This window comes from Streptomyces sp. iso_384 (genome assembly GCF_056172905.1).
The window spans coordinates 6,504,019-6,527,187 of the sequence record NZ_JBWBTT010000001.1 but is presented as its reverse complement, the minus strand read 5'-3'; the positions used below and the strand labels follow the sequence as shown (position 1 = coordinate 6,527,187).

The following is a 23,169-nucleotide window of genomic DNA, read 5'->3' as shown; positions in this document are numbered from 1 at the left end:
AGTTCCGTTTCCCCCGATGTTCCGGCATTCCGGCGTTTCGGTGTTTCGGCGTTTCATCGTGCTCCAGGTATGCACCGGAGTGATCCACCCGCCCGATCGTAGATCGGGCGGGACAAACGGTTCCGTGCGGGGTCTGAAGGGGTAAGTAGGTGAATAAGTCCCCTTGGGGAGGCTGATGAGATGCCGTGGTTCGCATGGTTGCTCGCCGCCGCGGCGCTCGGCACCGCGGAGTTCTTCACTCTGACGCTGGTTTTCGGGTTGCTGGCCGGAGCGGCGCTGGTCACTGCCGTCGTGGCCGGTGTGGGCGTCGGGCTGCTCGGACAGCTCGTGGCGCTCGGTCTGGCATCGGCAGCGGGCCTCGCTCTCGTACGTCCTGCCGCCCTGCGGTACATGGACCGGACGCCCCTGACGCGCGAGGGCAGCGATGCGCTCGTAGGCAAGCGTGCCGAGGTCATGCAGGAGGTCACCGCGACCCATGGGCTGATCAAGCTCTCCGGTGAGGAATGGACCGCTCGCGCCCTCGACGAAAGCCATGTGATCCCGGTCGGAACGCTGGTGGACGTCATGGAGATCGAAGGCGCCACCGCGGTCGTGTATCCCCGCGAGCTCCTTCCGTGAACGGCGGAACACGTCTTCCGTGAGCGGCTGAGCACGTCTCCGTGAACGACCGAACACGTAGCGGGCAGCGAAGGAGGAAGCATGGATCCGGTGGTCATCCCGATTCTCGTGGCGGCGCTCGTCGTGGTTTTTCTCGTGGCCGCGACCGTGCGGATCGTTCCGCAGGCGCGCCGATACAACATCGAGCGGTTCGGCCGGTATCGCCGGACGCTGCAGCCAGGCCTGAATTTCGTCCTGCCGGTGGCGGACCGGGTCAACACCAAACTCGATGTGCGTGAGCAGGTGTATTCGTCCGACCCCAAGCCGGTGATCACCGAGGACAACCTCGTGGTCAACATCGACACCGTGCTCTACTACCAGATCACCGACCCGAGGGCGGCGGCCTACGAGGTCGCCGACTATCTGCACGCCATCGACCAGCTCACCGTGACCACCCTGCGTAACGTCATCGGCTCCATGGACCTGGAGGGGACGCTCACCTCGCGTGAGGAGATCAACGCCCGGCTCCGTGCCGTACTCGACGACGCCACCGGGAAGTGGGGCATCCGGGTCAACCGGGTCGAGATCAAGGCGATCGATCCGCCGAACACCATCAAAGAGGCGATGGAGAAGCAGATGCGGGCCGAGCGTGACAAGCGCGCGGCCATCCTGCACGCCGAGGGTGAGCGGCAGGCGAAGATCCTCACCGCGGAGGGCACGAAGCAGAAGGACATCCTGGAGGCACAGGGCACACAGCAGGCCATGATCCTGCGGGCCGACGGTGAGTCGAAGGCGGTGGAGCTCGTCTTCCAGGCCGTCCATCGCAACAACGCCGACGCGAAGGTGCTGGCCTACAAGTATCTGGAGACCCTGCCGCATCTGGCGCAGAGCGACAACAACACGTTCTGGGTCATCCCGGGTGAGCTGACCGAGGCGATCCGTACGGTCACCACCGCGTTCGGCGACCAGTCGTCGGCCGCGGGTCCGCCGGTGGCCGAGCGGCAGGACTCGGCCGCCGACGTCGCGGACAGCGACAAGGACAACGTCGGGGTTCCGGAGATCGAGCCGAACTCGACCCTCGCGTTGGATGCCGTCGCCGCAGCCGACGAGGCCGCGAAGCAGGCCGCCGCCGCGGTCAGCGACGCGAAGGCCGAGGCCGAGGCGGCGGGAGAGACGCGGCTGCCGGGGCGGTAGCCCCTCCGGCCCGGGTGAGGCCCGGGTGAGGCCTGGATGAGGCCTGGATGAGACCCGGATGCGCGGACCGTCGGTGGACGGCGGGTGAGTGGACAATGCACGCATGGATGTTGTCCGGATACTCGAAGCCGCGTTGCTGCTGGTGCCGGAGACCGTCGCCACCGACAACGAGGTGACCGCCTCCGATATCTGGGACCACCTCGCGCACGACGAGTGGGAGGTGGCACTCGACCTGCTCCAGGAGCTGGGTGACGCGTGGACCGCGCCCGTGGGCTTCTGGGATGAACTGGAGCGCGCGGCCGAGGCGTTGGGATTCGAGCGGAGCCGTGAGTGGTGCCGGTGGCGTGAGACGGAGACGCGGTCCGGTGTCATCCGGGCCGACCTCGCCCTCCTGCCCGCCGGCGAAGGGCCCCGGAGCACCCCGATTCCCGGTGGCGGGGTGCTGCGCCCGATGTGGGACACCGGCGAGCGGAAGGGCGGCGGTGTGCCCGCGCTGTACATCGCCCGGGTGTGGGTCGAGTTCGCGCGGGAGCCGGCGCCCGGAGCCCGGGCCCCGGTGCGTCTGCTGCCGCTGGATCCGGCGCGGTGGACGCACCTCGTGCCGGGTGACCGGATCACGCTGTACGAGACGGCCCTCCCCGGCGGCACGGCGACGATCCTGGAGGTGCGGCCTCCGAGGGGGCAGCCTCCCACCGGGTAGGCAGATCAGCCGCTCGGACAGACGGGCGGGACGGCCCGGCGGCGCCCGCCGTCGGCGCTCCGGCGCCGACCCGGTCACACGGTCCGACGGGCACCGCGTGCCTGTTAACGCTGCCGGTGGCACCGCGCACCTCGTCGCACCTTCAGCGGCACCGCGTGCCTGTTCACGCCGCCGACGGCACCGCGCGCTTCGTCGCATCTCCAGCGGCATCGCGTGCCTGTTTACGCTGCCGGTGGCACCGCGCACTTCGTCGCGCCTTCAGCGGCATCGCGTGCCTGTTTACGCTGCCGGTGGCACCGCGCACCTCGTCGCACCTTCAGCGGCACCGCGTGCCCGGTCACACCGCCAGCGGCACCGCGTGGATCTCGTCCGCCGCGTGGCCCGCGCGTTCGTGGATGCGCTGGACCGCTTCCGCCGAGGGGCCCGTGGACAGGCAGTAGACCGTGCCGGATTGCGGGTCGGCCCAGGCGCGCTCGAAGTGGACGCCCTCCTCCTTCTCGATCGCCGCGTCGGCCTCATGGGCTTCCTTCAACTGCGCGGACGTGATGCCCTTCATGCCTCGGTGGACATCCATGTACATGCCCATGACTCGTACACCTCCAGATGTTCGGTTGTCGCCCTCCTTCCATGCTCCACCCGATGCGGGGTTCGGGCGCGTCCTATCGCCCGCCCGCCTCCACCCGCAGCTCCGCCACCCCCGCCGGCTTCTCCGGGTCCTCCGAGCGGACCGTCACCCGTACCTTGCGGGCCGTGTCGCCCGCCAGGTACGGGCGCCAGAAGCGGCCGTCGACGGAGGTCTCCAACGTGTGGGAGGCGGGCGGTACGTCGCTCCAGACCGGGGTCACCGAGGTGAGCCGGAGGGGCCGGGCGCCCAGGTCCACCGTCAGGGATCCCGTCGCGCCGTCCGGGGACCAGGACGTCGCCGGGGCCCCGTCCACCGCCGCCTCCGCGTACAGGCCCGGGGTATCGGAGGTCGCCGTCACCGGGCGGCAGCGCGCCGCGTCGGCCGTCGGGGTCAGGTCGGGGCGGCGGGTGGGAAGCGTGAGGGACGAGGACAGCCGGCGCGGTCCCTCCGTCGTGTGGACCGTGAACGGGGCACCCGAGATCAGGCGGACCGTCGTCGTCCGGGGGCCGACCCCGACCTCGTACACCGCGTCCCGGTACCGCAGGCCCTTCAGCGTGACGCCCTCGTGCAGTTGCGGCGGCAGCGTCGGGGCCAGGCGGACGCCGTCCTCCCGGAGGCGCAGGCCCGTCAGTCCGTGCGTGAACACCTGGAGGAAGCCGCCCTTCCCGGTCAGGAAGTCCTCGGCCGGGAAGCCGGACAGCGGGTCCTCCGCCCCCGACTTCTCGCCGCGTGCCTCGGAGAACAGGTCGTACGGGCCCCGCACAAAGGGCCGTACCGCACGCTGGAGGTACGTGTACGTCGAGCAGCCCGGCTCACCGGTCTCCGCCGCGTCGATCGCGTGCACCGAGTCCGTCATCGCCGGGCCGTCCGGGTCGGTGCGCGCCGCGTAGTAGTCCAGGGTGGCCGCCGCGGCGCCCGGCTCCATCGGCCACTCCAGCGGGTACGTCAGCAGCACCGTGTCCGCCTGCTTGATCGTGGAGCCGTTGTAGCCCGCGTACTGGAGGAAGACCTTCTTCTCCGCGTCGTACGGGATACGGAGACGGTCCGCGACCCGGTTCCAGCCGGCGGGCGTGCTCTGGCCGAGGAGGCGGGCCGCGCGGGTCGCGTTGCGCAGGGCCGTGGCGGCGCCCGCGTTGGTGAAGACGCCGTCGTCGACGCCGTTGCTGTACTCGTCGGGGCCGGCCACGTTCCTGATCGAGTAGCTGCCGTCCGCGTTCGCCGTGGCGCGCGACTGCCAGAAGTCGGCGATGCCGCGCAGGAGCGGCCAGCCGCGTGCCGCCAGCCAGTCGCGGTCGCCGGTGGCGAGGTAGTACTGCCAGACGGCCAGCGACGCATCGCCCTGGAGGTGATTCTGGGTCAGGCAGTGCGGCGGGTCCACGCTGTGGCACTCGGAGTCCAGCCGGCCCCGGCTCGCGCTCGTCCAGGGGTAGAACAGGCCGTCGTGGCCCAGCTTCTCGGCGTTCGCGCGGGCCGCGTCCCGGGTGCGGTAGCGGTACTCGACGACCGAGCGCGCCAGCTCCGGGCGGGTGGCGAGCAGCCCCGGGAACATCCACGTCTCGGCGTCCCAGAACACCAGGCCCGCGTAGTTGTCGCTGGTCAGACCGGCCGGGGCGATGCTGTCGGAGGAGCCGCGCCGGGTGCTCGCCAGCAGTCCGTACTGGGCGGAGCGCAGCCGGCCCTGGAGTTCGCGGTCGCCGGGCACCAGCACGTCGGCGGACCAGGCCTCGCGCCAGGCTGCCTCGTTCGCCGCGAAGACCCGGTCCCAGCCGCGCCGTGCCGCCCGGTGCGCCGCCTCGCGGGCGTCCTCGGCCGGGGCGCGGGAGGTCAGGGCGGTGTCGACGCCGACGTACTTCTCGAAGGTGTACGTCCGGCCCGCGCGGACCGGGGTCTGCCTCGGGGACGTATGGGCGTCCGGCCGCAGCGTCTCGACCACGCCCGAGCCGCGCCGCATCGCCTGCGCCACGGCCCCCTCGATCCCGGTGCCGAGCGTGCGGAACGTGCCGTCCTCGCGCAGCGTGATCCGGCGCGCGCCCCGGCCGTCGAGCCGGCCGGTGACGGTCGCGGTGCCGCTCCAGCGCGGGGTCATCCGCAGGCGTACGGCTCCGGTGTGGACGTCGGAGCGGTCGGCCAGGACGTCGTAGGAGATGTCGGTCGCCCGGCCGTCCGCGGTCGTCCAGCGCAGCGAGGTGCGGACGAGGCCGCAGGAGAGGAAGACCGTCTGGCGGTAGTGCGAGATCCGGCCGGCCGGGGTGTCCGTGCCGAGGGTCTCCTTGCCGACGGCCACGTCGATGCCGGTCCAGCTCGGCAGCGCGGCGATCACCTCGCGGCCCTCGGTGACGGCCTCGTCCCGTGCGTAGAGCCCGGAGACGAACGCGCCGTCGTAGCGCGGTGTGTAGAGCGGCCAGCCGGTCTTCTCGCCGGTGGCCGCGTATCCGGCGCCGGTGGCGGGGACGCGGTGGCCGAGATAGCCGTTGCCGACGTACGGGTCGTAGCCGCCGGCCTCGCCGAAGCGGGTGGACGTCGGGGACCAGGAGGTCCCGGGCGCGCCCTGTCCGTCCGTCCGGCCGCAGGCGGGCACGGCCGGGGCCGGGGAAGCGGCCGGAGACGGGTGCGGGGACGCGGTCGGGCCCGGTGCGGGGGAGGCGGACGGGTGGGCCGGGCCCGGCAGCGGTACGGGGCCGGGGGACCCGTCCGCGCCGGCGGCGGGCGGCGGCGGTGCGATCAGGGCGGCCGCGACCAGGGGTGCGAGGACGGAGATACGCGAGAGGCTCACGGTACGAAGGTAGGGACGAGGCGGCCCGGCCGGCCGTCACGCCGCGCACACCTCGCCCACCCACCCCGCACCGGGCGTCCGCCGGACGGCCGGATGGAGCAGGACGGGCGGGAGGAGCGGGCTCGGCGTCCGCCGGGGGCGGAGTGCCGGGGCCTGCGGCCGTTGAGGGCGGGGTGCGGCCCTGGTCCGGAACGCGGGGCGGAGCCCGCTCCGGATTCCGTGCAGCCCCCGCCCGCCTCACCCCGCCATCCCCGTCTTCAACCCCGCCCCGCACAACGGCACCACCACGCTGCCCCCGTCGCCGCCCCCGTCCCGTACCGCCGCCCAGCACGCCACGCCCGTCGTCTCGACGTAGAAGCCGCGGGACGCCAGGTCCTGCTGGGCCTCGCGGATGTGGTCCTCCGGCACCGTCAGGAACGTGCCGCCCGAGGCCCGTACCGCTGCCAGGATCTGCCGGGCGCGCGGTGGGCGCGGGATCGCGATGCCTTCCGCGAGCGTGGGGGAGGGCGGCGTGGCCCGGTCCGCCGGGGGCAGGTCGTCCAGGCCCGCGTGGAAGGCGGCGGCCAGCGGGGAGACCGCCTCGGCCTGGACGGCGATCAGGCGGGGGCGGGTCTCGATCAGGCCCAGCGCGTGCAGTTCGGCGGTGGCCAGGGCCGCGCCCAGCAGCAGGGTGCCGTTGCCGACCGGGACGGCCAGGGCGTCCGGCAGCCGGCCGCCGAGGTCCTCCCAGAGCTCGTACACGTACGTCTTCGTGCCGTGCAGGAAGTACGGGTTGAAGACGTGCGAGGCGTAGAAGACCCCCGGTCCGTCCGCCGCCGCGCGGGCGGCCAGCGCGGTCGCCTCCCGGCCGCCGGGGACGGTCACCAGGTGCGCGCCGTGGGCCCGGATCTGCTCGGTCTTCTTGGCCGATGTGCCCTCGGGGACGTACACCGTGCACGCGAGCCCGGCCCGCGCGCAGTACGCGGCGACGGACGTGCCCGCGTTGCCGGTGCTGTCCGCCACCACCCGGTCCGGGCCCAGCCGCCGGGCCAGCTCCACCAGCAGCACCGCACCGCGGTCCTTGAAGGACAGCGTCGGCATCAGGTAGTCGAGCTTGGCCGAGACGGTGTCCGTGAGCGCGACGAGCGGGGTGCGGCCCTCGCCCAGGGAGATCGTCGGGGCGGCGAGCGGCAGGAATTCCTCGTAACGCCACAATGAATTGGCCCGCACGGAAAGCGCGTTCGGTGCGACGCCCCGCACGGGGGTGAAGTCGAGGTCCCAGGGGCCCCGGCAGACCGGGCAGCACCAGGTCAGGGCGGTGGTCTCGGACCGGGTCCCGTCCACCGGGCAGTGATAGCTCGTCATGTCCGCCAGCATGTCAGGCGTATGGCAGATGAATGGCGTGCGTATGGGATGCCCCAACGCACCCTTGTGAGTTCGCCATGGATCGGTCAATCTTTCGCTGGCAGCAGGGCATGCCGGTCGCCGGAGGACGCAGAAACCGGGGCGTTCCGATGGCTGATTTGTCATGCCCCTGTCGGGAGTCGTCCTGCGACTCCGGCACCACCCCCCACCAGAGCACCGCCTATGAGGAGGACCCCTCACATGTCAGTGACGCGTCACACCCCCCAGGCCCGTCGAAGACTCGCCACGGCGACCGTCATAGCCACCGCAGCCGCCGTCGCGCTCGCCACCGCCTCCGCCCTTCCGGCGAACGCGGCCGAGCGGGCACCCGAAGGCGTGATCGAGAACGCGGGCGCTCCGGGCGTCATCAGCAACAGCTACATCGTGACCCTGAAGGACTCGGCCGCGAAGTCCGACTCCGCCCAGGGCAAGGCCCTCGCGAAGAAGTACGGCGCGAGCATCGAGCGCACCTACCGCTCGGCCCTCAACGGCTACGCGGTCGAGGCCTCCGCCGCCGAGGCGAAGAAGTTCGCCGCCGACCCGGCCGTCGCCTCCGTCTCGCAGAACCGCACCTTCACGGTCGACGCCACCCAGACCAACCCGCCCTCCTGGGGTCTGGACCGCATCGACCAGAAGAACCTTCCGCTGGACCAGCGCTACACCTACCCGGACAAGGCGGGCGAGGGCGTCACCGCCTACGTCATCGACACCGGTGTACGGATCAGCCACAGCGACTTCGGCGGCCGGGCCTTCAACGGCTACGACGCCATCGACAACGACAACGTCGCGCAGGACGGCCACGGCCACGGCACGCACGTCGCCGGCACCGTCGCGGGCACGGCCCACGGCGTCGCCAAGAAGGCGAAGATCGTCGGCGTCCGCGTGCTGAACAACAGCGGCTCCGGCACCACCGCGCAGGTCGTCGCCGGCATCGACTGGGTGACGGCCAACGCCGTCAAGCCCGCCGTCGCCAACATGAGCCTCGGCGGTGGCGCGGACTCCGTGCTCGACGCCGCCGTGCAGCGGTCCATCGCCTCCGGCGTCACCTACGCCGTCGCTGCGGGCAACGAGTCGACCAACGCCTCCACGAAGTCCCCGGCGCGCGTCCCCGAGGCCATCACCGTGGGCTCGACGACCAACACCGACGCCCGCTCCAGCTTCTCCAACTACGGCTCCGTCGTGGACATCTTCGCGCCCGGTTCCTCGATCACCTCGACGTGGAACACCAGCGACAGCGCCACGAACACCATCTCCGGCACGTCGATGGCCAGCCCGCACGTGGCCGGCGGCGCCGCCCTCTACCTCGCCGAGAACCCGTCCTCGACGCCCGCGCAGGTCTCCGCCGGTCTCGTCGCGGCGGCCACCACCGGGGTCGTCGGCAACCCGGGCAGCGGTTCGCCCAACCGTCTCCTGAACGTGAACACGGGCACCACCAACCCGCCGGACCCGGACCCCAAGAAGTTCGAGAACACCACCGGGTACCCGATCAACGACAACGCGACCGTCGAGTCGCCCGTCACGGTCACCGGGATCACCGGCAACGCGCCTTCCGCGCTGAAGGTGCCGGTCAACATCTCGCACACCTACATCGGTGACCTGAAGATCGACCTGGTCGCACCGAACGGCACCGTCTTCAACCTGAAGGCGTACGGCTCCGGCGGCAGCGGCGACGACGTGGTCACCACGTACACCGTCAACGCCTCCTCCGTCGCCGCCAACGGCACCTGGAAGCTCCGGGTCAGCGACAACTGGACGTACGACACCGGCCGGATCAACAGCTGGGGCCTGCACTTCTGAGCCTGCGCCGCTGAACCTCCGAACGGCTGAGTCAAAGGTTCCGGGCAGCACGCACAGGCCGGGGCGGTCGCGTCATGCGGCCGCCCCGGCCCTGTCCGTCGGGCCGTCGGGCCGTCGGGTCAGCGGCGGTTGAGCCCGCGGTCGACCGCGGTGATCAGCTCGCCGTCCTCCGTGTCCCCGTCCAGCGACCAGAACATCGCCCCGCCGAGACCCTTGTCCCGGACGTACGCGGCCTTGGTGCGCAGGACCTGCGGGTCGTCGTACGTCCACAGCGTGGTGCCGTCGAACAGCCATGCGTGGCCGTTCTTCACATCACGGTGCACCTTGTACGTCCCCGAAGCGGCCAGTTGCTTGAGGACCTTGTAGTCCTCGTAGCCCGCCGCCCAGGTGGCCGGAGCCGGGGCCGTGGCCGGCTGGCCCATCCCCCTGCCACCGCCGCTCACTCCGGTCCAGCCCTGACCGTAGGTCGGCATGCCCACCACGAGCTTGTGCCGGGGCGCGCCGCGGCGGACCCAGTCGCGCACGGTCCGGTCGACGCTGAAGTCGTTCTTCGCGTACAGGGCCGACTGCTGGGCCGTCTTCTTCTCGCCGGAGACGTGGTAGTCGTAGCCCTGGATGTTGACGAAGTCGAAGTCCTTCATGAGGCGCTTCACATCGAAGCCCGCGTCGATCGCGGCCGGGTTGGCCGGTACGTACGCCGACAGGTCGTAGTGCTTGGGCTTCGGCTTGCCGTGCCCGTGGCCCTTGCCCTTGCTCTTCCCCGCCTTCTCCTCGGCCTTCGCCTCGCTCTTCGCGTGGGCGTCGAGCTGGGTGCGGAACTCGCGGATCAGCGCGGTGAAGTTCTTCTTGTCCTCCGGGCGGAAGACGGTGCCCTCGTTCGCCGCCGAGCCCGGCCACTCCCAGTCGACGTCGATGCCGTCGAAGAGGCCGGCCGCCGCGCCTTCGCCGCCGCGCGCCCCGTCCACCGGGAGGTTGCCCTTGATGTACAGGTCGACGCAGGAGGCGACGAGCGCCTTGCGGGAGGCCGCCGTGCGGACCGCGTCGGAGAAGTGGGTGGACCAGCTCCAGCCGCCGAGCGAGATCATGACCTTGAGGCCGGGGTGCTTGGCCTTCAGCTCGCGCAGCTGGTTGAAGCTGCCCGCGAGCGGCTGGGTGTCGGTGTCGGCGACGCCGTCCACCGATCCCGCCGCGTCGAACGGACGGGCGTAGTCGGCCCAGGCGTCGGCCTGGCCGGGGATGTTGCCGGTGAAGCACTTGCCCTCGGCGCTGACGTTGCCGAAGGCGTAGTTGATGTGGGTCAGCTTGGCCGCGGCCCCGCTGGTGTCCAGGTCCTTGACCTGGAAGTCGCGTCCGTAGACGCCCCATTGGGTGAAGTAGCCGATGCTCTTGTACGCGGGCCGGTGGTGGCCCTTGTCGCGGTCGCCGCCCTTGCTCCGGTCGTGGCCGGCGCTGGCCGTGGCCGCGGGCGCGACGCCCGCCAGCAGGGCCAGCGAGACGGCGGCGATGGTCATTCGGGACAGGCTTCTTCGGCGCATGAGGCTCGTTCCTGTGCGTGATCCGGTGCGTGGTCCGGTACGGAGAGAAAGCGGACGGAAAAGCGGGAGCCGTGCTGTGCACAGGAAGGTATTGGTCTGGACCAAAAATGGTCAAGAGTAAGGGAGTTGCCGGAGAACGGCCGGGAAGAATCTGGTATCCGGGCCCGAGGTATGCCTGGACCGCCACAAGATCATCACATTGGGTGAAACTCTGGCCCATGCTTGCGGTGCACAACCCACGGTTGTCAGGCTGTCGCAGACTGTCAACCTGTTGGGAGTGGCCTGTGACTTTCGGTGAGCAGCCCGCCTATCTGCGCGTGGCGAGCGATCTCAGGGAGAAGATCGTCAACGGCGCGCTGCCGCCCCATACCCGCCTGCCGTCGCAGGCCCGCATCCGGGAGGAGTACGGGGTCTCGGACACCGTCGCCCTGGAGGCGCGGAAGGTCCTGATGGCGGAGGGGCTGGTCGAAGGGCGTTCCGGCTCCGGCACCTATGTGCGCGAGCGTCCCGTCCCCCGCATGATCGCCCGCTCCGGCTACCGGCCGGACAAGGGGGCCAGTCCGTTCCGGCAGGAGCAGACGGCCGAGGGCGCGCGCGGGACCTGGGAGTCCCGCAGTGAACAGGAGGGGGCGAGCCCCGAGATCGCCGAGCGGCTGGGCATCGAGCCGGGCGAGCGGGTGATGCGCACGCATTACGTCTTCCGGGAGGCGGGTGAGCCGATCATGCTCTCCACCTCCTGGGAACCGCTCGCCGTCACCGGCCGTACGCCCGTGATGCTGCCGGAGGAGGGTCCGTTGGGCGGCTGCGGGGTGGTCGACCGGATGGCCGCGATCGATGTCGTCGTGGACAACGTCGCCGAGGAGGTCGGCGCGCGCCCGGGGCTGGCGGAGGAGCTCCTGGCGCTCGGCGGTGTGCCCGGCCATGTGGTCATCGTCATCGGGCGTACGTACTACGCCTCGGGCCGGGCCGTGGAGACGGCCGACGTGGTGGTGCCGGCCGACCGGTACCGGGTCGCCTATCACCTGCCGGTGCGGTGAGGTGAGGTGACGGCCCGTCGGGCCCCGGTGAAGAGTGTCTGCCGGGGCTGATGGGTGTGCTGATGGGTCATGAGGGGGCGCATTCGTCGGATGCGCCCCTTTCGTGATGGCCGGATGTGTATCTCTTTGTGTAAAGCCGCCTGCACTGAGTGAAGGTCAGGCGTACGCTCGGGCATATGCGTACTGCGGTTTCCTGGGGATCCTTAGAGACGTGCACGCCGGTGGGAAGAGGGGCGATATGCGGGGGAGCGACACGATGAGCGACAGCGGCGCCGTGCTCCCTTGGCAGGTGATACGGCAGGACGACGGCGGCAACCGCTATCGCGTGGGCAGGTACGCCACGCAGGCAGAGGCGCAGAAGGTCGCCGACGGCCTCGACGACCGCCACCGCCACCAGGTCTATCGGGTGGAGCGCGTGGGCCAGGGCAACAGGCCCTGAGGCGACGGACGGCCCCGTGGGGCCCCGGGAGGCGGGAACGCGCCTCCCGGAGCCCCGCGAGTCTCCTGGAGTGCCTGTGCGCCCGCGTGCGCCCTCGTCGCGCTTGTGCGCGTCCGCCGCCTCGGGCGGTAGGGTCCCGCCCGACCGGGGGTGCGGAAGCCGCCGGAGGCGCGGCGAGCGGGGCGGAGTGATGGCGGTGCTGATCGACACGGTGGCGTGGGTGCGGATCGAGGGCGGCAGGATCCTCTGCGCACGGCCCCGGGGCAAGGACGTCTTCTACATCCCGGGCGGCAAGCGCGAGGGTGCGGAGACCGATCTGCAGACCCTCCTGCGGGAGATCGAGGAGGAGCTGACGGTCGGCCTGATCCAGGAGACCGTCGTCCACGCCGGTACGTACGAGGCCCCCGTGGACGGCCGGCCCGACGCCGCCGTCGTACGGATGAGCTGCTACTACGGCGACTACCGCGGCACGCTCGCCGCGAGCAGCGAGATCGAGGAGATGGCCTGGTTCTCCTTCGCCGACCGGGCCCTGGTGCCGCCCGTGGACCAGCTGCTCTTCGACGACCTCAAGGCGGCGGGCGCGCTGACCTGATCACCTGGGCGCGCCTTTGGTGTCCCCGGTCCCGACCCGTCTGTGATCTTCTGTGCCCGTCTGCACTCATATGCACCAAACACCACGTTGTGCGGTAGTAAGTAACAAATGGTGGGTATGGGATTTTTAGTCCCCATTTGCTCATGTGGGTGCGCCCGTGGTCGTCCCTGGGAAGTGATCGGCGTGATCGAGACCGAAGGCGACTGCGCCGAGTGGTCCTTCCCGGCCGAACCAGGCTCCGTGCGCAGCGCCCGGCACGCCGTCCGGGGTGCTCTGGGCTCGTGGGGTCTCGACGCGGCGGTCGGTGATCTCGCGGTGCTGCTCGTCAGCGAACTCGTGACCAATTCCCTGCGGTACGCCTCCGGGCCCATCGGCGTACGGTTGGTCCGCTCGAACCCCGACGGGGACCTCCTGCTCGCCGACCGCCCTCCCGCCGCCCCCGGACTGCGGGTGGAAGTCTCCGATCCGCTTCCGGATCCACCCACCGAACGCAGTGCGGGACCCGACGACGAAGGGGGCCGGGGACTCCAGCTGGTGGCCTGTTCCGCACGTCGCTGGGGGACGCGTCGGGGAAAGAGCGGCAAGACCGTGTGGTTCGAGCTGGCTCTCCCTGGTTAGGAGAGTGGAGGGACGCACAGCGATCACCAGAGGTCGGGCAGAACCTGGCTGAAAGGGACTGAGACCTTGCTGTGATCGTGAACGCCGTGTCGGTCGGGCCCGTAGTGCTGAATACTGCGGGCAGGACCGGTCCGGTGTGTGAGCTGGAGGGGACGGTCGCGTGAGCGAAATACCTGGGACAACGGGCGATGTCGTCGGGACGGCCGGCGATGTCGTGTGGCAGAGCAGCCCGCCCGGCTCGATCTACGACTACATCAGAGTCGCCTCCTTCTCGATCGGCCCCGACGGCCTGATCGAGCAGTGGAGCAGCCGGGCCGCCGGTCTGTTCGGCATGACCTCGACCGAGGCGGTCGGCCGTGACCCGGTGGAAGCCTTCATGCCCTCCGAGCTGCGCTCGGACGGTCATCGGCGGGTCGGCGAGATCCTCGACGGCAAGGAGTGGACGGGTCTCGTCCCGTTCCGGATGCCGGGCGAGGGCGGGGCGCACGGCGTCGCCGAGGTCTATGTGATGCCGAGTCTGACGGGTCGTGGCGAGCGGGCCGCGCTCTGCATCGTCGTGGACGTCCGGGCGCTGCGGCGCATCGAGACGGACCTTGCCGCGTCACAGGCCATATTCGGCCAATCTCCTTTCGGTTTCGTGCTGTTCGGCACGGACTTCGCCGTCGTCCGGGCCAACCAGCGCTTCGCCACGGTCTTCGGCGGCGCGGCCGAGGACCACCGGGGCCGCACGGTGGATGACTATCTGCCGCGCGCCGAGGCCGACCGGCTGTCCGCCACCCTGAAGCGGGTCCTGGAGACCGGGGAGTCCGTCACCGACCTCCAGCTCGTCGGCACCGCCCCCGGCACCACCGACCGCCGCCACTGGTCCATGAACCTCTACCGGGTGCACAGCGGAGCCGGCCGCCCCGTCGGCGTCGCCGGCCTCGCCACCGACGTCACCCGCCGGCACATCGCCGCCCGCGAGGCCGCCAGCGCCCGCCGCAACCTCGCCCTCCTCAACGAGGCCAGCGCCCGCATCGGCAATTCGCTGGACCTGGAGACCACCGCCCGCGAACTCCTCGACGTGGCCGTCCCCGGCTTCTGCGACCTCGCCACCGTCGACCTCTACCAGGGGCTGCTCACCGGCGAGGAGGCCGCGCCCGGCAGTTGGGCGCCCGCGCACCGCGAGTCCGCCGGAGGCTCGGCGGAGCTGCGCCGGGTCGCCCACGCCAGCGCGGTCGCCGACGCCCTGCCCACCGCCGTGGCGGGCAGCGGGCCCCCCGGCCCGGACGACCTGCCGCCCGCGCTCGGCTCCGTCCACCGCTTCCCGTTCGGCTCGCCCTGCGCCATGGCGCTCCGCTCCGGCCGGGTCGAGGACGTCCCCGGCGACGAGATGGGCTTCGTGCAGTCGACGCTCGCCGTCCCGATGGTCGCGCACGACACCGTCGTCGGCCTCGTCCAGTTCTCCCGTACGAAGGGCAGCGAGCCCTTCGGCGAGCGCGACCGGGCCCTCGCCACCGAACTGGCCGCCCGCGCCGCCGTCTGTATCGACAACGCCCGCCTCTACCGCCGCGAGCACGAACGCGCCCTGATCCTCCAGCGCAGCCTGCTGCCCCCCGGCGACCCCGAGGCCGCCGGGCTCGACATCGCCTGCCGCTATCTGCCGGGCAACACCGCCACCGAGGTCGGCGGCGACTGGTTCGACGTGATCGAGCTGCCCGGCCACCGCACCGCCCTCGTCGTCGGCGACGTCATGGGCCGCGGCCTGCGCGCCGCCGTCGCCATGGGCGAACTGCGCACCGCCGTGAGGACCCTGGCCCTCCTCGACCTGGAGCCGGCCGAAGTGCTCTCCGCCCTCGACGAGGTCGCCCGCGGCCTCGGCTCCCCGGGCGGCGGCGAGCGCAGCGAAGGGCTCGGCGGAGCGCAGTGGCCCTCGCGCGCCGCGCAGAAGTCCCGCGAGGCCGACCTCTCCGAGGTGTATCTCGCGACCTGCGTGTACGCGGTCTACGACCCGGTCACCCGGCGCTGTACGTTCGCCAACGCCGGGCACATGCCCCCGGCCGTCGTCGAGCCCGGCCGGCCCGCCCGGCTCATCGACGTCCCCCCGGGCATGCCGCTGGGCGTCGGCGGCGAGCCGTTCGAGGAGGTCGAGGTCGAGCTGGCCGAGAACGCCCTGCTCACCCTCTACACCGACGGCCTGGTCGAGTCCCGGGACCAGCCGCTGGACGAGGGCCTGGAGGCGCTGCGGGAGGTGCTCACCGGTCCGCAGATGGAGCTGGAGGACGCCTGCGACCACGTCCTGAGCACCCTGGACACCCAGCACGGCGAGGACGACATCGCCCTGCTGATGGCCCGTATCCAAGGGCTGCCCACGGAGGCGGTGGGCGACTGGACGCTGCCGCGCGAACCCCGTTCGGTGGGCCGCGCCCGTGAGCTGGCCCGCACCCAGCTGCTCGCCTGGGACCTCGACGACCTGGTCGACACCACCGAACTCCTCGTCAGCGAACTGGTCACCAACGCCCTGCGCTACGGCGAGGGCGAGATCCGGCTCCGGCTGCTGCGCGACCGCACCCTGGTCTGCGAGGTGTGGGACGCCGGACTCGTCCAGCCGCGCCGCCGCCGCGCCCGCGACACCGACGAGGGCGGCCGCGGCCTCCAGCTGGTCGGCCTGCTCAGCGCCGCCTGGGGCTCGCGCCGCACCCCGCGCGGCAAGACCGTCTGGTTCGAACTGGCCCTGCCGGACGGCGCCCCGGCCGCCGAACTCTCCGTGGAGCAGCTCCTGAGCATGTACTGAACCCGGTGGCAGGAGAGCCGTTACGCGCCCGTCTTCAGGGCCGCCAGCCGGGCCTCGACCTCCGCGCTGGCGCCCAGGCTGTCCAGCTGCTCGAACTGGGCGTCCAAGGAGGAGGCGGCCAGCTCCTGTTTGCCCAGCGCCTTCGCCTCCTCGCGCCGTACCTTGTCCTCGAAGCGGCTCAGCTCGCTCGTCGGGTCGAGGACGTCGATGTTCTTCACCGCGTCCATCATCCGGTTCTGCGCCTGGGCGGACTTGGCGCGCGCCACCAGTTCGTCGCGCTTGGCCTTCAGCTCGGAGAGCTTGGCCTTCATCTGGTCGAGGCCCGTCTTCAGCTTGTCCACCACCTCGGACTGCGAGGCGATCGTCGGCTCGGCCGTCCTCGCCTCCTGCTCCGACTGGAGCTGACGGCCCAGCGCCACCTTGGCCAGGTTGTCGAACGTGTCGGCATCCGCCACCGACCCGGCCCCGCGCAGCTCGTCCGCCTTCCGGCTGGCCGCCAGCGCCTTCCCGCCCCACTCGGCCGCCGCCTCGACGTCCTCCTTGTGGTCCTGCTCCATCAGCCGGAGGTTGCCGATGGTCGACGCGACGGCCTGCTCGGCCTCCGCGATGTTGTTCGTGTAGTCCCGGATCAACTGGTCCAGCATCTTCTGCGGGTCCTCTGCCTGGTCCAGGAGGGCGTTGACGTTGGCCTTCGCGAGCTGGGTGACGCGGCCGAGGATGGTCTGCTTGGTCATGGGATCACTCCTTGGAAGTCGGGACGGTTCCGCCGTGGTCCTGCTCTGCCGGTCGTTCAGAAGCGGCCGCCACCGCCCCGGCGCCCCCGGGTGCCGCCTCCGCCGAAACTGCCGGGGCCGCCGCCGAAGCCGCCGGACCGGCCGCCTCCGCCGAACCCGCCGCCCATGTTCCCGCCCCGGCCACCGCCCCCGAACAGCCCGCCGAGGATGATGCCGCCGAGCACCGCCCCGCCCATGCCGCCGCCCCCGCCCCGCATACCGCCGGGGCCCTGCATGCCGCCGAAGCCCCGGACGTCCTGCTCCGCCAGGCTCAGCGCCTGCCGGGCCAGCGCGTCCGCCTGCTGCGCCTCAGCCAGCGCGCCCTGCGCGTCCGTGCCCGACAGCTCCCGGGCCCGCTCCCACCGCCGCTGCGCCTCCGCGAGCCGGGTGCGGGCCTGGCTGCCGACCGCACCCCGGTTGGTCGTGATGTAGTCGGCCGCCGCCCCGATCGCGGACCGGGCGGTGAGCATCGCCTGGTCGAGGAGGGTGCGGGCCTTCGCCGCGCCGCGCTCCTGGTCCCGGGCCCCAGCCAGCGCCTCGTCCAGGGCGGCGTCCGCCTCCTCCACCCGGCGCAGCGCGTCGATCGGGTCGTACGGTCCCGCCGCCGTCGCGCCCCGGACATCGGCGAGCACCGCCTCGGCGCGGGCGATCCGGCCGCGCAGATCGGCGGTCGACGCACCCTCGGCGGTCCCTCCGAGCAGCCCGCCCGCGTCCGCGAGGTCGGTCTCCGTCTCGGTGAGGGCGGCGGGCAGCCGGCGCGCGGCCTCGTCCAGCTCCGCAGCCCGCCGGTCCACCGAGTCCAGCAGCGTGCCCGCCTGGCCCACCGCGCCCTCGGCGGCCCGGATGTACACCGCGGCCCGGGAGTTCTCGCCGCCGTCGACCGCCGCACGGGCCTGTTCCACGGCCGAGGCGGCGAAGACGAGCCGGTCCCGCGCCTGCTCGACGTCGCCCGCGACGGGCGTGGCCGCGCCCTCCCCGTACCGCTCGCGCAGCCCGGCGACGCCCGACTCGGCCGAGGCGACCCGTCCGGCGAGCTCGCGGTGCGTGGCGTCCACGGTGGCCAGCGCCTCGGGCGCGGTACGTTCCAGGGCGCGCAGCCGGTCGAAGTCCTCGGAGACGGTGTCCAGACCCTCGTTCGCCGCCGCGCAGCGCGTGAGGATCTCCTCCAGCATCCGGCGGCGGGTCGCGTCGTCCTCGGGGAAGGCGTCGTCGAGCTGCTGGCGCAGCCGGAACGACCGCGTCAGCTCGTCCTTCGCCCGCGCCACCGCCTCGGTGAAGGGCTTCGCCGCCTCCTCGCCGAACTGGGCGGTCGCGAAGCCGAGTTCCTCCTCGCTGGTGCGTACCGCGTCATCGGTGTCCACCAGCACCTGCTTCGCCTGCGCGTCCAGCTCCGGCAGCGGCGTCGGCGGCTCCGGCGCACCGCCCGCCCCCGCGCCCCGGCCCCAGCCGGTGGCCGCCGGCGTGGTGCGGGTCGTGCTGCGCCGCTTGCGCCGGGCGTACGCGTAGGCGGCGACCGCGCCCGCGCCGCCGACGACGGCCACCGGCAGGATGAAGTCGCGGGCGCCGGTGGAGCCGGAGTCACCCGTTCCGGGGTCGGCCGGTCCCGGGGTGATCGCGGGTGCGGTCACGGGGCGCCCGGCCCGTACGGAGGCGTAGCCGTCCGCCGCGCCGATCGCGGCCCCCGCCCAGTCGTTCTCCCGCAGCGCGGGTTCGATCGCGGTACTCGCCACGTCCCGCAGCTGGGCGTCGGTGAGCGGGGAGCTCTCGTCGACGGTGTAGGCGTACTGCCGGTCGTGGGTGGCGACGGAGAGCAGCACATCGTCCTGGCCCAGACCGTTGCGGTCGGCGGTCTCGTCGCTCCAGGTCTGTCCGGACCGGCCGGAGAAATCGCGTACGTACACCACGAAGAGCTGGATGCGCTCGTCCTCGTACAACCGGTCGAGGGCGTCCTCCACCTGCTCCGTCCGGTCGCCCAGCGCGCCCACCCGGTCGGTGATCTGCCCGTCCCGCGACAGCTCGACCGGGTCGTCGGCGCGGGCGGGCGCGGCGGCGGGCAGCACCAGCCAGCACACGGCGGACAGCGCGGCGAGTAGGCCGGTGAGTAGACCGGCGGGCGGACCGGTGAGCCGGGCTCGGACGGGCCCGGCGCTCCGGGGCCGCGGCAATCGTGGAGATGTCACCTTTGCGAGGCTATGTGTGCTTTTTGGGCCCCGCGACCCGACGTTCTGCCGGTCGGCGTCGGCTGTTCGCATGAAAGGGCGCGCGAAAGAAGCCGCCCCGCGCGTGTGCGGAGAGGCGGTGGCCGCCGCCCGTCGTCAGATGGGGCGACGTGGCGCGTTCCGGGCCCGGCGCCGGAGGCCGGCGGCGCCGCGCCGGTCAGGCCCGTTCCCACGGGAGGTCCCGTCCCACGAGAGGCCCGGTCTCCTCGGAAGCGTCCATGAGAGGCCCGAAGTCCGGAGGTGGCGTGTGACTGGCCTTCAGCTGTCGGTCGTCGTGCCGTGCTTCGACGAGGCCGAGGTGATCGAGGCCTTCCACGCCGTGCTGGTCGGCGTCCTGGAACCCCTCGGCGACAGCTTCGAGATCTGTTACGTGGACGACGGCAGCCGGGACCGCACCCGGGTGCTGCTGAACGCCCTCGCCGCCCGCGACCCGCGTGTCCACTACACCGCCTTCAGCCGCAACTTCGGCAAGGAGGCCGCCATGCTCGCCGGACTCCGGATGTCGTGCGGGGCGGCCGTGGTGATCATGGACGCCGACCTCCAGCACCCGCCCGAGCTGATCCCCCGCATGCTGGAACTGCACCGGCACGGCTACGACCAGGTCATCCCGCGCCGCGACCGCACGGGCGAGGGCATGCTCCGCAGCACCCTCAGCCACACCTATTACGCTCTGGTCCGCCGCTGCATGGACGTGGAGCTCATCGACGGTTCGGGGGACTTCCGGCTGCTGTCGCGGCGGGCGGTGGAGAGCGTGCTGTCGCTGCCGGAGAGCAACCGCTTCTCCAAGGGAATCTTCTCCTGGATCGGCTTCGACACGGTCACCTTCCGCTACCGCAACAGCGAGCGGGTGGCCGGCCGCTCGAAATGGGGCAGCAGACGGCTGCTCAACTACGGCATCGACGGACTGCTCTCCTTCAACAACCGGCCGCTCCGCCTCGCGATCTACACCGGCTTCTGGGTCTTCGTCTCGGCCCTGGTCTACGCCCTGTGGACGATCGCGCGGGTGGTTCTGCACGGCGTGGACACCCCCGGTTACGCCACCCTCCTCACCGCCGTCGTCGCCCTCAGCGGCATCCAGCTGGTGACGCTCGGCGTCATCGGTGAGTACGTCGGCCGCATCTACCACGAGGCGAAGCACCGCCCGCCGTACGTGGTGCGGGAGACCGACGCGTCCTGCCGGGCGCTTCCGGGCGGCCCGCCGTCGCGTCCGCGGCTCACCGGCGGCCCGGCCGAACGCACGGCCACCGCCACCGCCCTGACCTCCGCCACCGCCGTGAGCGCGCCCAGCCGGTCCCGTACCGTCCGCCAGTTCGGCAGTTTCGTCCTCATCGGCTGCGTGAACACCGCCGTCTACCTCGGCGTCTACGCCTCCCTCAACCGCTGGATCCCCTACCTGACCGCCCATGTCATCGGCTACGCGGTCAGCATCGTGTGCTCGTTCCTGCTCAACTCCTACGTCACCTGCCGGACCCGGCCGACCTGGCACGCGTTCGTCCGCTATCCGCTCTCCAGCCTGGTCAACCTGGTGGCGTCCGGTGCGCTGCTCTACGGCGCGGTCAGCGGGCTCGGGATGGACAAGAACCTCGCCGCGCTGGCGGCCGGCGTCCTCGTCACGCCCGTCTCCTTCCTGCTGGCCCGGTGGGCGATCACCTCGGGCCAGGCCAGGCCGGCTTCCGTGCCGGAGGCCATGGAGGTCCCCGCCGAACCGCCGCCCGTCCGCCCGGAGCCCGCACCACTGCCCACCCGCTCGCGTCAGGACCGGTGAGGCCGCGATGTCCGACGACGCTCCCGTAACCGCCGACGCCGCCCCGGAGAACCTGCGGGGCGAGGACGCGACGGCGGCGGTACGTGCACGGCGGCAGCGCGCGGACCGCCCCTGGACCGCCCTCTGGGTGAGCGCCCTCGCGCTCCCGCCCCTCGCCCTGCTCGCCGCGGCCTCCTGGTTCGGCCGGTGGGTGAGGCCCGGCGCGGACGACTGGTGCTTCCTGCCCGTCGTACGGGACGACGGCGTCACCGGCCTCGTCGGGAAGTTCTACTTCGACGACAACGGGCGGGTCGCCAACGCGCTCCTGGTCGGCGCGTACGCGAAGTTCCAGATCGCGGGTCACCAGTGGTTTCCCCTGGTCAGCGGGGTCCTGGTGCTCGCGGTCCTCTGGACGGTGGCGGTACTGGCGCTGCGCAGGGCGGGCCTGCGCACCCCGCGCGGGCTGCCGCTGCTCCTCGCGGCGATGACCACGGCGCTCTTCCTGTTCGCCACGCCGAACACGTACAAGACGTTCTACTGGCCCGCCGCGTCCGTCTCGCACACGCTGCCGCCCGTCCTGGCCTGCGCCGCCCTGATCCCGCTCCTGCTCGCCCGCTCCCGCCGGGGCCGGATCCTGGCGCTCGTCGTCGCGGTGCTCGCGGCCGCCTTCCTCGCCACGCTCTCCGAGGAGACGGCGATCGTCGTGGTGACGGTGCTGTCGGCCGTGCTCCTCCTGTCCGGCCGGGTCGTGCCGGCGCCCGACCGGGGGTTCGTCCGCCGGTGGTGCGTGGCGGGCATCGCCGGGACGGCTGCCGGGGCCGTCGTCCTCATCACCTCACCCGGCTCCATGCGCCGCAGGGAGCGGTTCGGCGCGGAGACCACGTCCCTGCTCGCCTCCGACTCCCTGGCCGCCTCGCTGCGCGCGTTCGCCGAGATCACCGTCACCGTGGTCACCACCTGGCAGTACATCGGCGCGGTCGCGGCGGGCGTACTGCTGGGGCTGCTGTGCCGCCGGGCGGACGGGACCACACCCCGCCCGCCCGCGCACCGGTCGCTGCTGACCACCGCCGGGGTGCTGGTGCTGCTCGTCTCCGGCTACCTCTGCACGGTCATCGCCTACCCCGTGTTCGGCGACCGGCTGAGCGACGCGAGCGCCAACCGGCTGTGGAACGACTACCTCCTGCTGTACGTGATCCTCCTCGTCGGCGCGGGCACGCTGCTGGGCCTGGCCGTCCGCCGGCACACCCGCCGCACCGCCCCGGCGAAGGCGGTGTGCGCCGCGCTCTGCGTCCTGGTCTGCGTCGGCCCGGCCATCGCCCTGACCGACCTGGAGACCGCGATGCGGGCCCGCGCCGAGAAGTGGGACGCCCAGGACCGTCGGCTGCGCGAGGGCGCGGCGAACGGCGAACGGGTCCTGCCGTACGAGCGCCTGGTGATCAGTCAGATGCTGGAGCCGTTCAGCCAGGGCGGCAGCCGGTACTGGCCGGGCGGCTGCGTCGCCGACCTCTACGGCCTCGACCGGGTCACGGACGGGGCCGCAGGACGCAACCTCTGAAAAGCGGGACCGATGATCACATGGGCATCGGAGGAAACGCCTTCTGCACGCAGGCGCGAGGCGTCACCGCCGGAGGTGCCCCGGGGACTCGGTTCGACGATGAAGTTCAGAACATCATGTACGACGTGAATAGCGGTCGTTTTCGGAACCTCGGCAGCGTGGTTCCGGAAGGTATGTGAAATGACAGAGGGAATGACGAAACTGTCGAGCCTGATCGTCCCCTTTGAGGGAGGTGCCGGAGATGTGGTGGACTGGGCGACGGTTGAATCCGCCTACGGGACGGAGTTCCCCTCGGACTACAAGGAGTTCGTGCGTCTCTTCGGCCACGGAACCATCGAAGGGCGCATCGCCACCTTGATCCCGGTCGTGACCTCCGACCCGATGGTCAGACGGGTCGCCCCCCTGTCCGGCCCGATGAAGTCCGACCCGGGCTACCAGAGGTGGACCGAGCCCCGCGTAGAGGCTTGCGGGCTTGATCGGATCCTGGTGTGGGGGGAGACGGACAGCTCCGACGTGCTCGGCTGGATCACCGGCGGGCCCGATCCCGATGCCTGGCCCCTCGCCGTGTGGGCGCGAGGTGACGCGGCCTGGACCGCGTACAGCTGCGGAATGGTCGCATTCCTCGTCAGGTTGCTGCGGGGGGAATTCGTCCGATGCCCGATCAGCGACACGTCTCTCGTGGGTGTCCCGCACGCGCGCTTCCTGCACGACAGGGTGGAGGAGCGCCTCGCGAACGAGGGTGTCTACCCCTGGGACGACTGAGAGCCGCGTCAACCAACCTGTACGCCGGTGCCTCCAAGGACCCGGCGGCCTGC

At 71.9% G+C, this 23,169-nt stretch carries 18 protein-coding genes; 12 read left to right on the top strand and 6 right to left on the bottom strand.

All coding sequences use genetic code 11. The features are described 5' to 3' along the window. The first annotated feature begins 180 nt into the window (after nt 1–180). The 3 genes from AC0VY3_RS29175 (at nt 181) to AC0VY3_RS29165 (ending at nt 2,491) form a co-directional block, all read left to right on the top strand. Nucleotides 181–618, top strand: coding sequence for an NfeD family protein (locus tag AC0VY3_RS29175; protein WP_475550956.1), 438 nt, complete (start codon nt 181–183; stop codon nt 616–618). A gap of 81 nt (nt 619–699) precedes the next feature. Further along, nucleotides 700–1,791, top strand: a complete 1,092-nt coding sequence (locus AC0VY3_RS29170) for an SPFH domain-containing protein (protein WP_103510083.1) — start codon at nt 700–702, stop codon at nt 1,789–1,791. A gap of 103 nt (nt 1,792–1,894) precedes the next feature. Further along, a complete protein-coding gene (locus tag AC0VY3_RS29165; RefSeq protein ID WP_475550955.1) occupies nt 1,895–2,491 on the top strand; it encodes a hypothetical protein in 597 nt (198 codons plus the stop codon). A gap of 337 nt (nt 2,492–2,828) precedes the next feature. Here the strand turns inward: AC0VY3_RS29165 and AC0VY3_RS29160 are convergent, their stop codons facing one another. From AC0VY3_RS29160 to AC0VY3_RS29150, 3 genes are all read right to left on the bottom strand, one after another. Beyond that, nucleotides 2,829–3,077, bottom strand: a complete 249-nt coding sequence (locus AC0VY3_RS29160) for an SCO4226 family nickel-binding protein (RefSeq protein WP_475550954.1) — start codon at nt 3,075–3,077, stop codon at nt 2,829–2,831. A 73-nt stretch (nt 3,078–3,150) separates the two neighbouring features. After that, nucleotides 3,151–5,889 (bottom strand): glycosyl hydrolase family 65 domain-containing protein, encoded by a 2,739-nt coding sequence (locus AC0VY3_RS29155; RefSeq protein WP_475550953.1) that lies wholly within the window; start codon nt 5,887–5,889, stop codon nt 3,151–3,153. Nucleotides 5,890–6,126: 237 nt separating this feature from the next. Next, nucleotides 6,127–7,233: a threonine synthase gene (locus tag AC0VY3_RS29150; protein WP_475550952.1), complete on the bottom strand. Its 1,107-nt coding sequence runs from the start codon at nt 7,231–7,233 to the stop codon at nt 6,127–6,129. A 240-nt stretch (nt 7,234–7,473) separates the two neighbouring features. On the opposite strand from AC0VY3_RS29150, the gene AC0VY3_RS29145 reads away from it, so the two are divergent. After that, nucleotides 7,474–9,069, top strand: coding sequence for a S8 family peptidase (locus tag AC0VY3_RS29145; protein ID WP_103510088.1), 1,596 nt, complete (start codon nt 7,474–7,476; stop codon nt 9,067–9,069). A gap of 119 nt (nt 9,070–9,188) precedes the next feature. Here AC0VY3_RS29145 and AC0VY3_RS29140 read toward each other — a convergent pair whose 3' ends face one another. Then, the gene (locus tag AC0VY3_RS29140) at nt 9,189–10,604 is read right to left on the bottom strand and encodes a glycoside hydrolase family 18 protein (RefSeq protein WP_475550951.1); all 1,416 of its coding nucleotides are present in this window, start codon (nt 10,602–10,604) and stop codon (nt 9,189–9,191) included. A gap of 284 nt (nt 10,605–10,888) precedes the next feature. On the opposite strand from AC0VY3_RS29140, the gene AC0VY3_RS29135 reads away from it, so the two are divergent. From AC0VY3_RS29135 to AC0VY3_RS29115, 5 genes are all read left to right on the top strand, one after another. Then, the gene (locus AC0VY3_RS29135) at nt 10,889–11,641 is read left to right on the top strand and encodes a GntR family transcriptional regulator (RefSeq protein ID WP_103510090.1); all 753 of its coding nucleotides are present in this window, start codon (nt 10,889–10,891) and stop codon (nt 11,639–11,641) included. Between the two features lie 238 nt (nt 11,642–11,879). Next, complete coding sequence (locus tag AC0VY3_RS29130) at nt 11,880–12,080, top strand: hypothetical protein (RefSeq protein WP_103510091.1); 201 nt, start codon at nt 11,880–11,882, stop codon at nt 12,078–12,080. A 187-nt stretch (nt 12,081–12,267) separates the two neighbouring features. Then, a complete protein-coding gene (locus tag AC0VY3_RS29125) occupies nt 12,268–12,672 on the top strand; it encodes an NUDIX hydrolase (RefSeq protein ID WP_181010933.1) in 405 nt (134 codons plus the stop codon). Nucleotides 12,673–12,846: 174 nt separating this feature from the next. Further along, nucleotides 12,847–13,290, top strand: a complete 444-nt coding sequence (locus tag AC0VY3_RS29120) for an ATP-binding protein (protein ID WP_103510093.1) — start codon at nt 12,847–12,849, stop codon at nt 13,288–13,290. Between the two features lie 214 nt (nt 13,291–13,504). Beyond that, on the top strand, nt 13,505–16,063 hold the full coding sequence (locus tag AC0VY3_RS29115; protein WP_475551747.1) for a SpoIIE family protein phosphatase: 2,559 nt from the start codon (nt 13,505–13,507) through the stop codon (nt 16,061–16,063). Between the two features lie 20 nt (nt 16,064–16,083). Here AC0VY3_RS29115 and AC0VY3_RS29110 read toward each other — a convergent pair whose 3' ends face one another. Both AC0VY3_RS29110 and AC0VY3_RS29105 read right to left on the bottom strand, forming a co-directional pair. Continuing rightward, complete coding sequence (locus AC0VY3_RS29110; RefSeq protein ID WP_103510095.1) at nt 16,084–16,797, bottom strand: PspA/IM30 family protein; 714 nt, start codon at nt 16,795–16,797, stop codon at nt 16,084–16,086. 56 nt (nt 16,798–16,853) lie between these two features. Then, nucleotides 16,854–18,896 carry a TPM domain-containing protein gene (locus AC0VY3_RS29105; RefSeq protein WP_475551746.1) on the bottom strand — a complete coding sequence of 681 codons (2,043 nt, stop codon included), beginning with the start codon at nt 18,894–18,896 and terminating at the stop codon, nt 16,854–16,856. A gap of 406 nt (nt 18,897–19,302) precedes the next feature. On the opposite strand from AC0VY3_RS29105, the gene AC0VY3_RS29100 reads away from it, so the two are divergent. The 3 genes from AC0VY3_RS29100 to AC0VY3_RS29090 all read left to right on the top strand — a co-directional run bounded on the left by AC0VY3_RS29100 (nt 19,303) and on the right by AC0VY3_RS29090 (nt 23,116). Continuing rightward, the gene (locus AC0VY3_RS29100; RefSeq protein WP_475550950.1) at nt 19,303–20,820 is read left to right on the top strand and encodes a glycosyltransferase; all 1,518 of its coding nucleotides are present in this window, start codon (nt 19,303–19,305) and stop codon (nt 20,818–20,820) included. A 7-nt stretch (nt 20,821–20,827) separates the two neighbouring features. After that, nucleotides 20,828–22,354, top strand: a complete 1,527-nt coding sequence (locus tag AC0VY3_RS29095; protein ID WP_475550949.1) for a DUF6056 family protein — start codon at nt 20,828–20,830, stop codon at nt 22,352–22,354. A gap of 180 nt (nt 22,355–22,534) precedes the next feature. Next, complete coding sequence (locus AC0VY3_RS29090) at nt 22,535–23,116, top strand: SMI1/KNR4 family protein (RefSeq protein ID WP_103512079.1); 582 nt, start codon at nt 22,535–22,537, stop codon at nt 23,114–23,116. Nucleotides 23,117–23,169: the final 53 nt, after the last annotated feature.

Excerpts from the sequence above, each read along its gene's own strand:
- AC0VY3_RS29175 (WP_475550956.1), top strand. The coding sequence starts at position 181 with ATGCCGTGGTTCGCATGGTTGCTCGCCGCCGCGGCGCTCGGCACCGCG.
- AC0VY3_RS29170 (WP_103510083.1), top strand. The coding sequence starts at position 700 with ATGGATCCGGTGGTCATCCCGATTCTCGTGGCGGCGCTCGTCGTGGTT.
- AC0VY3_RS29165 (WP_475550955.1), top strand. The coding sequence starts at position 1,895 with ATGGATGTTGTCCGGATACTCGAAGCCGCGTTGCTGCTGGTGCCGGAG.
- AC0VY3_RS29160 (WP_475550954.1), bottom strand. The coding sequence starts at position 3,077 with ATGGGCATGTACATGGATGTCCACCGAGGCATGAAGGGCATCACGTCC.
- AC0VY3_RS29150 (WP_475550952.1), bottom strand. The coding sequence starts at position 7,233 with ATGACGAGCTATCACTGCCCGGTGGACGGGACCCGGTCCGAGACCACC.
- AC0VY3_RS29145 (WP_103510088.1), top strand. The coding sequence starts at position 7,474 with ATGTCAGTGACGCGTCACACCCCCCAGGCCCGTCGAAGACTCGCCACG.
- AC0VY3_RS29140 (WP_475550951.1), bottom strand. The coding sequence starts at position 10,604 with ATGCGCCGAAGAAGCCTGTCCCGAATGACCATCGCCGCCGTCTCGCTG.
- AC0VY3_RS29130 (WP_103510091.1), top strand. The coding sequence starts at position 11,880 with ATGCGGGGGAGCGACACGATGAGCGACAGCGGCGCCGTGCTCCCTTGG.
- AC0VY3_RS29110 (WP_103510095.1), bottom strand. The coding sequence starts at position 16,797 with ATGACCAAGCAGACCATCCTCGGCCGCGTCACCCAGCTCGCGAAGGCC.
- AC0VY3_RS29095 (WP_475550949.1), top strand. The coding sequence starts at position 20,828 with ATGTCCGACGACGCTCCCGTAACCGCCGACGCCGCCCCGGAGAACCTG.
- AC0VY3_RS29090 (WP_103512079.1), top strand. The coding sequence starts at position 22,535 with ATGACAGAGGGAATGACGAAACTGTCGAGCCTGATCGTCCCCTTTGAG.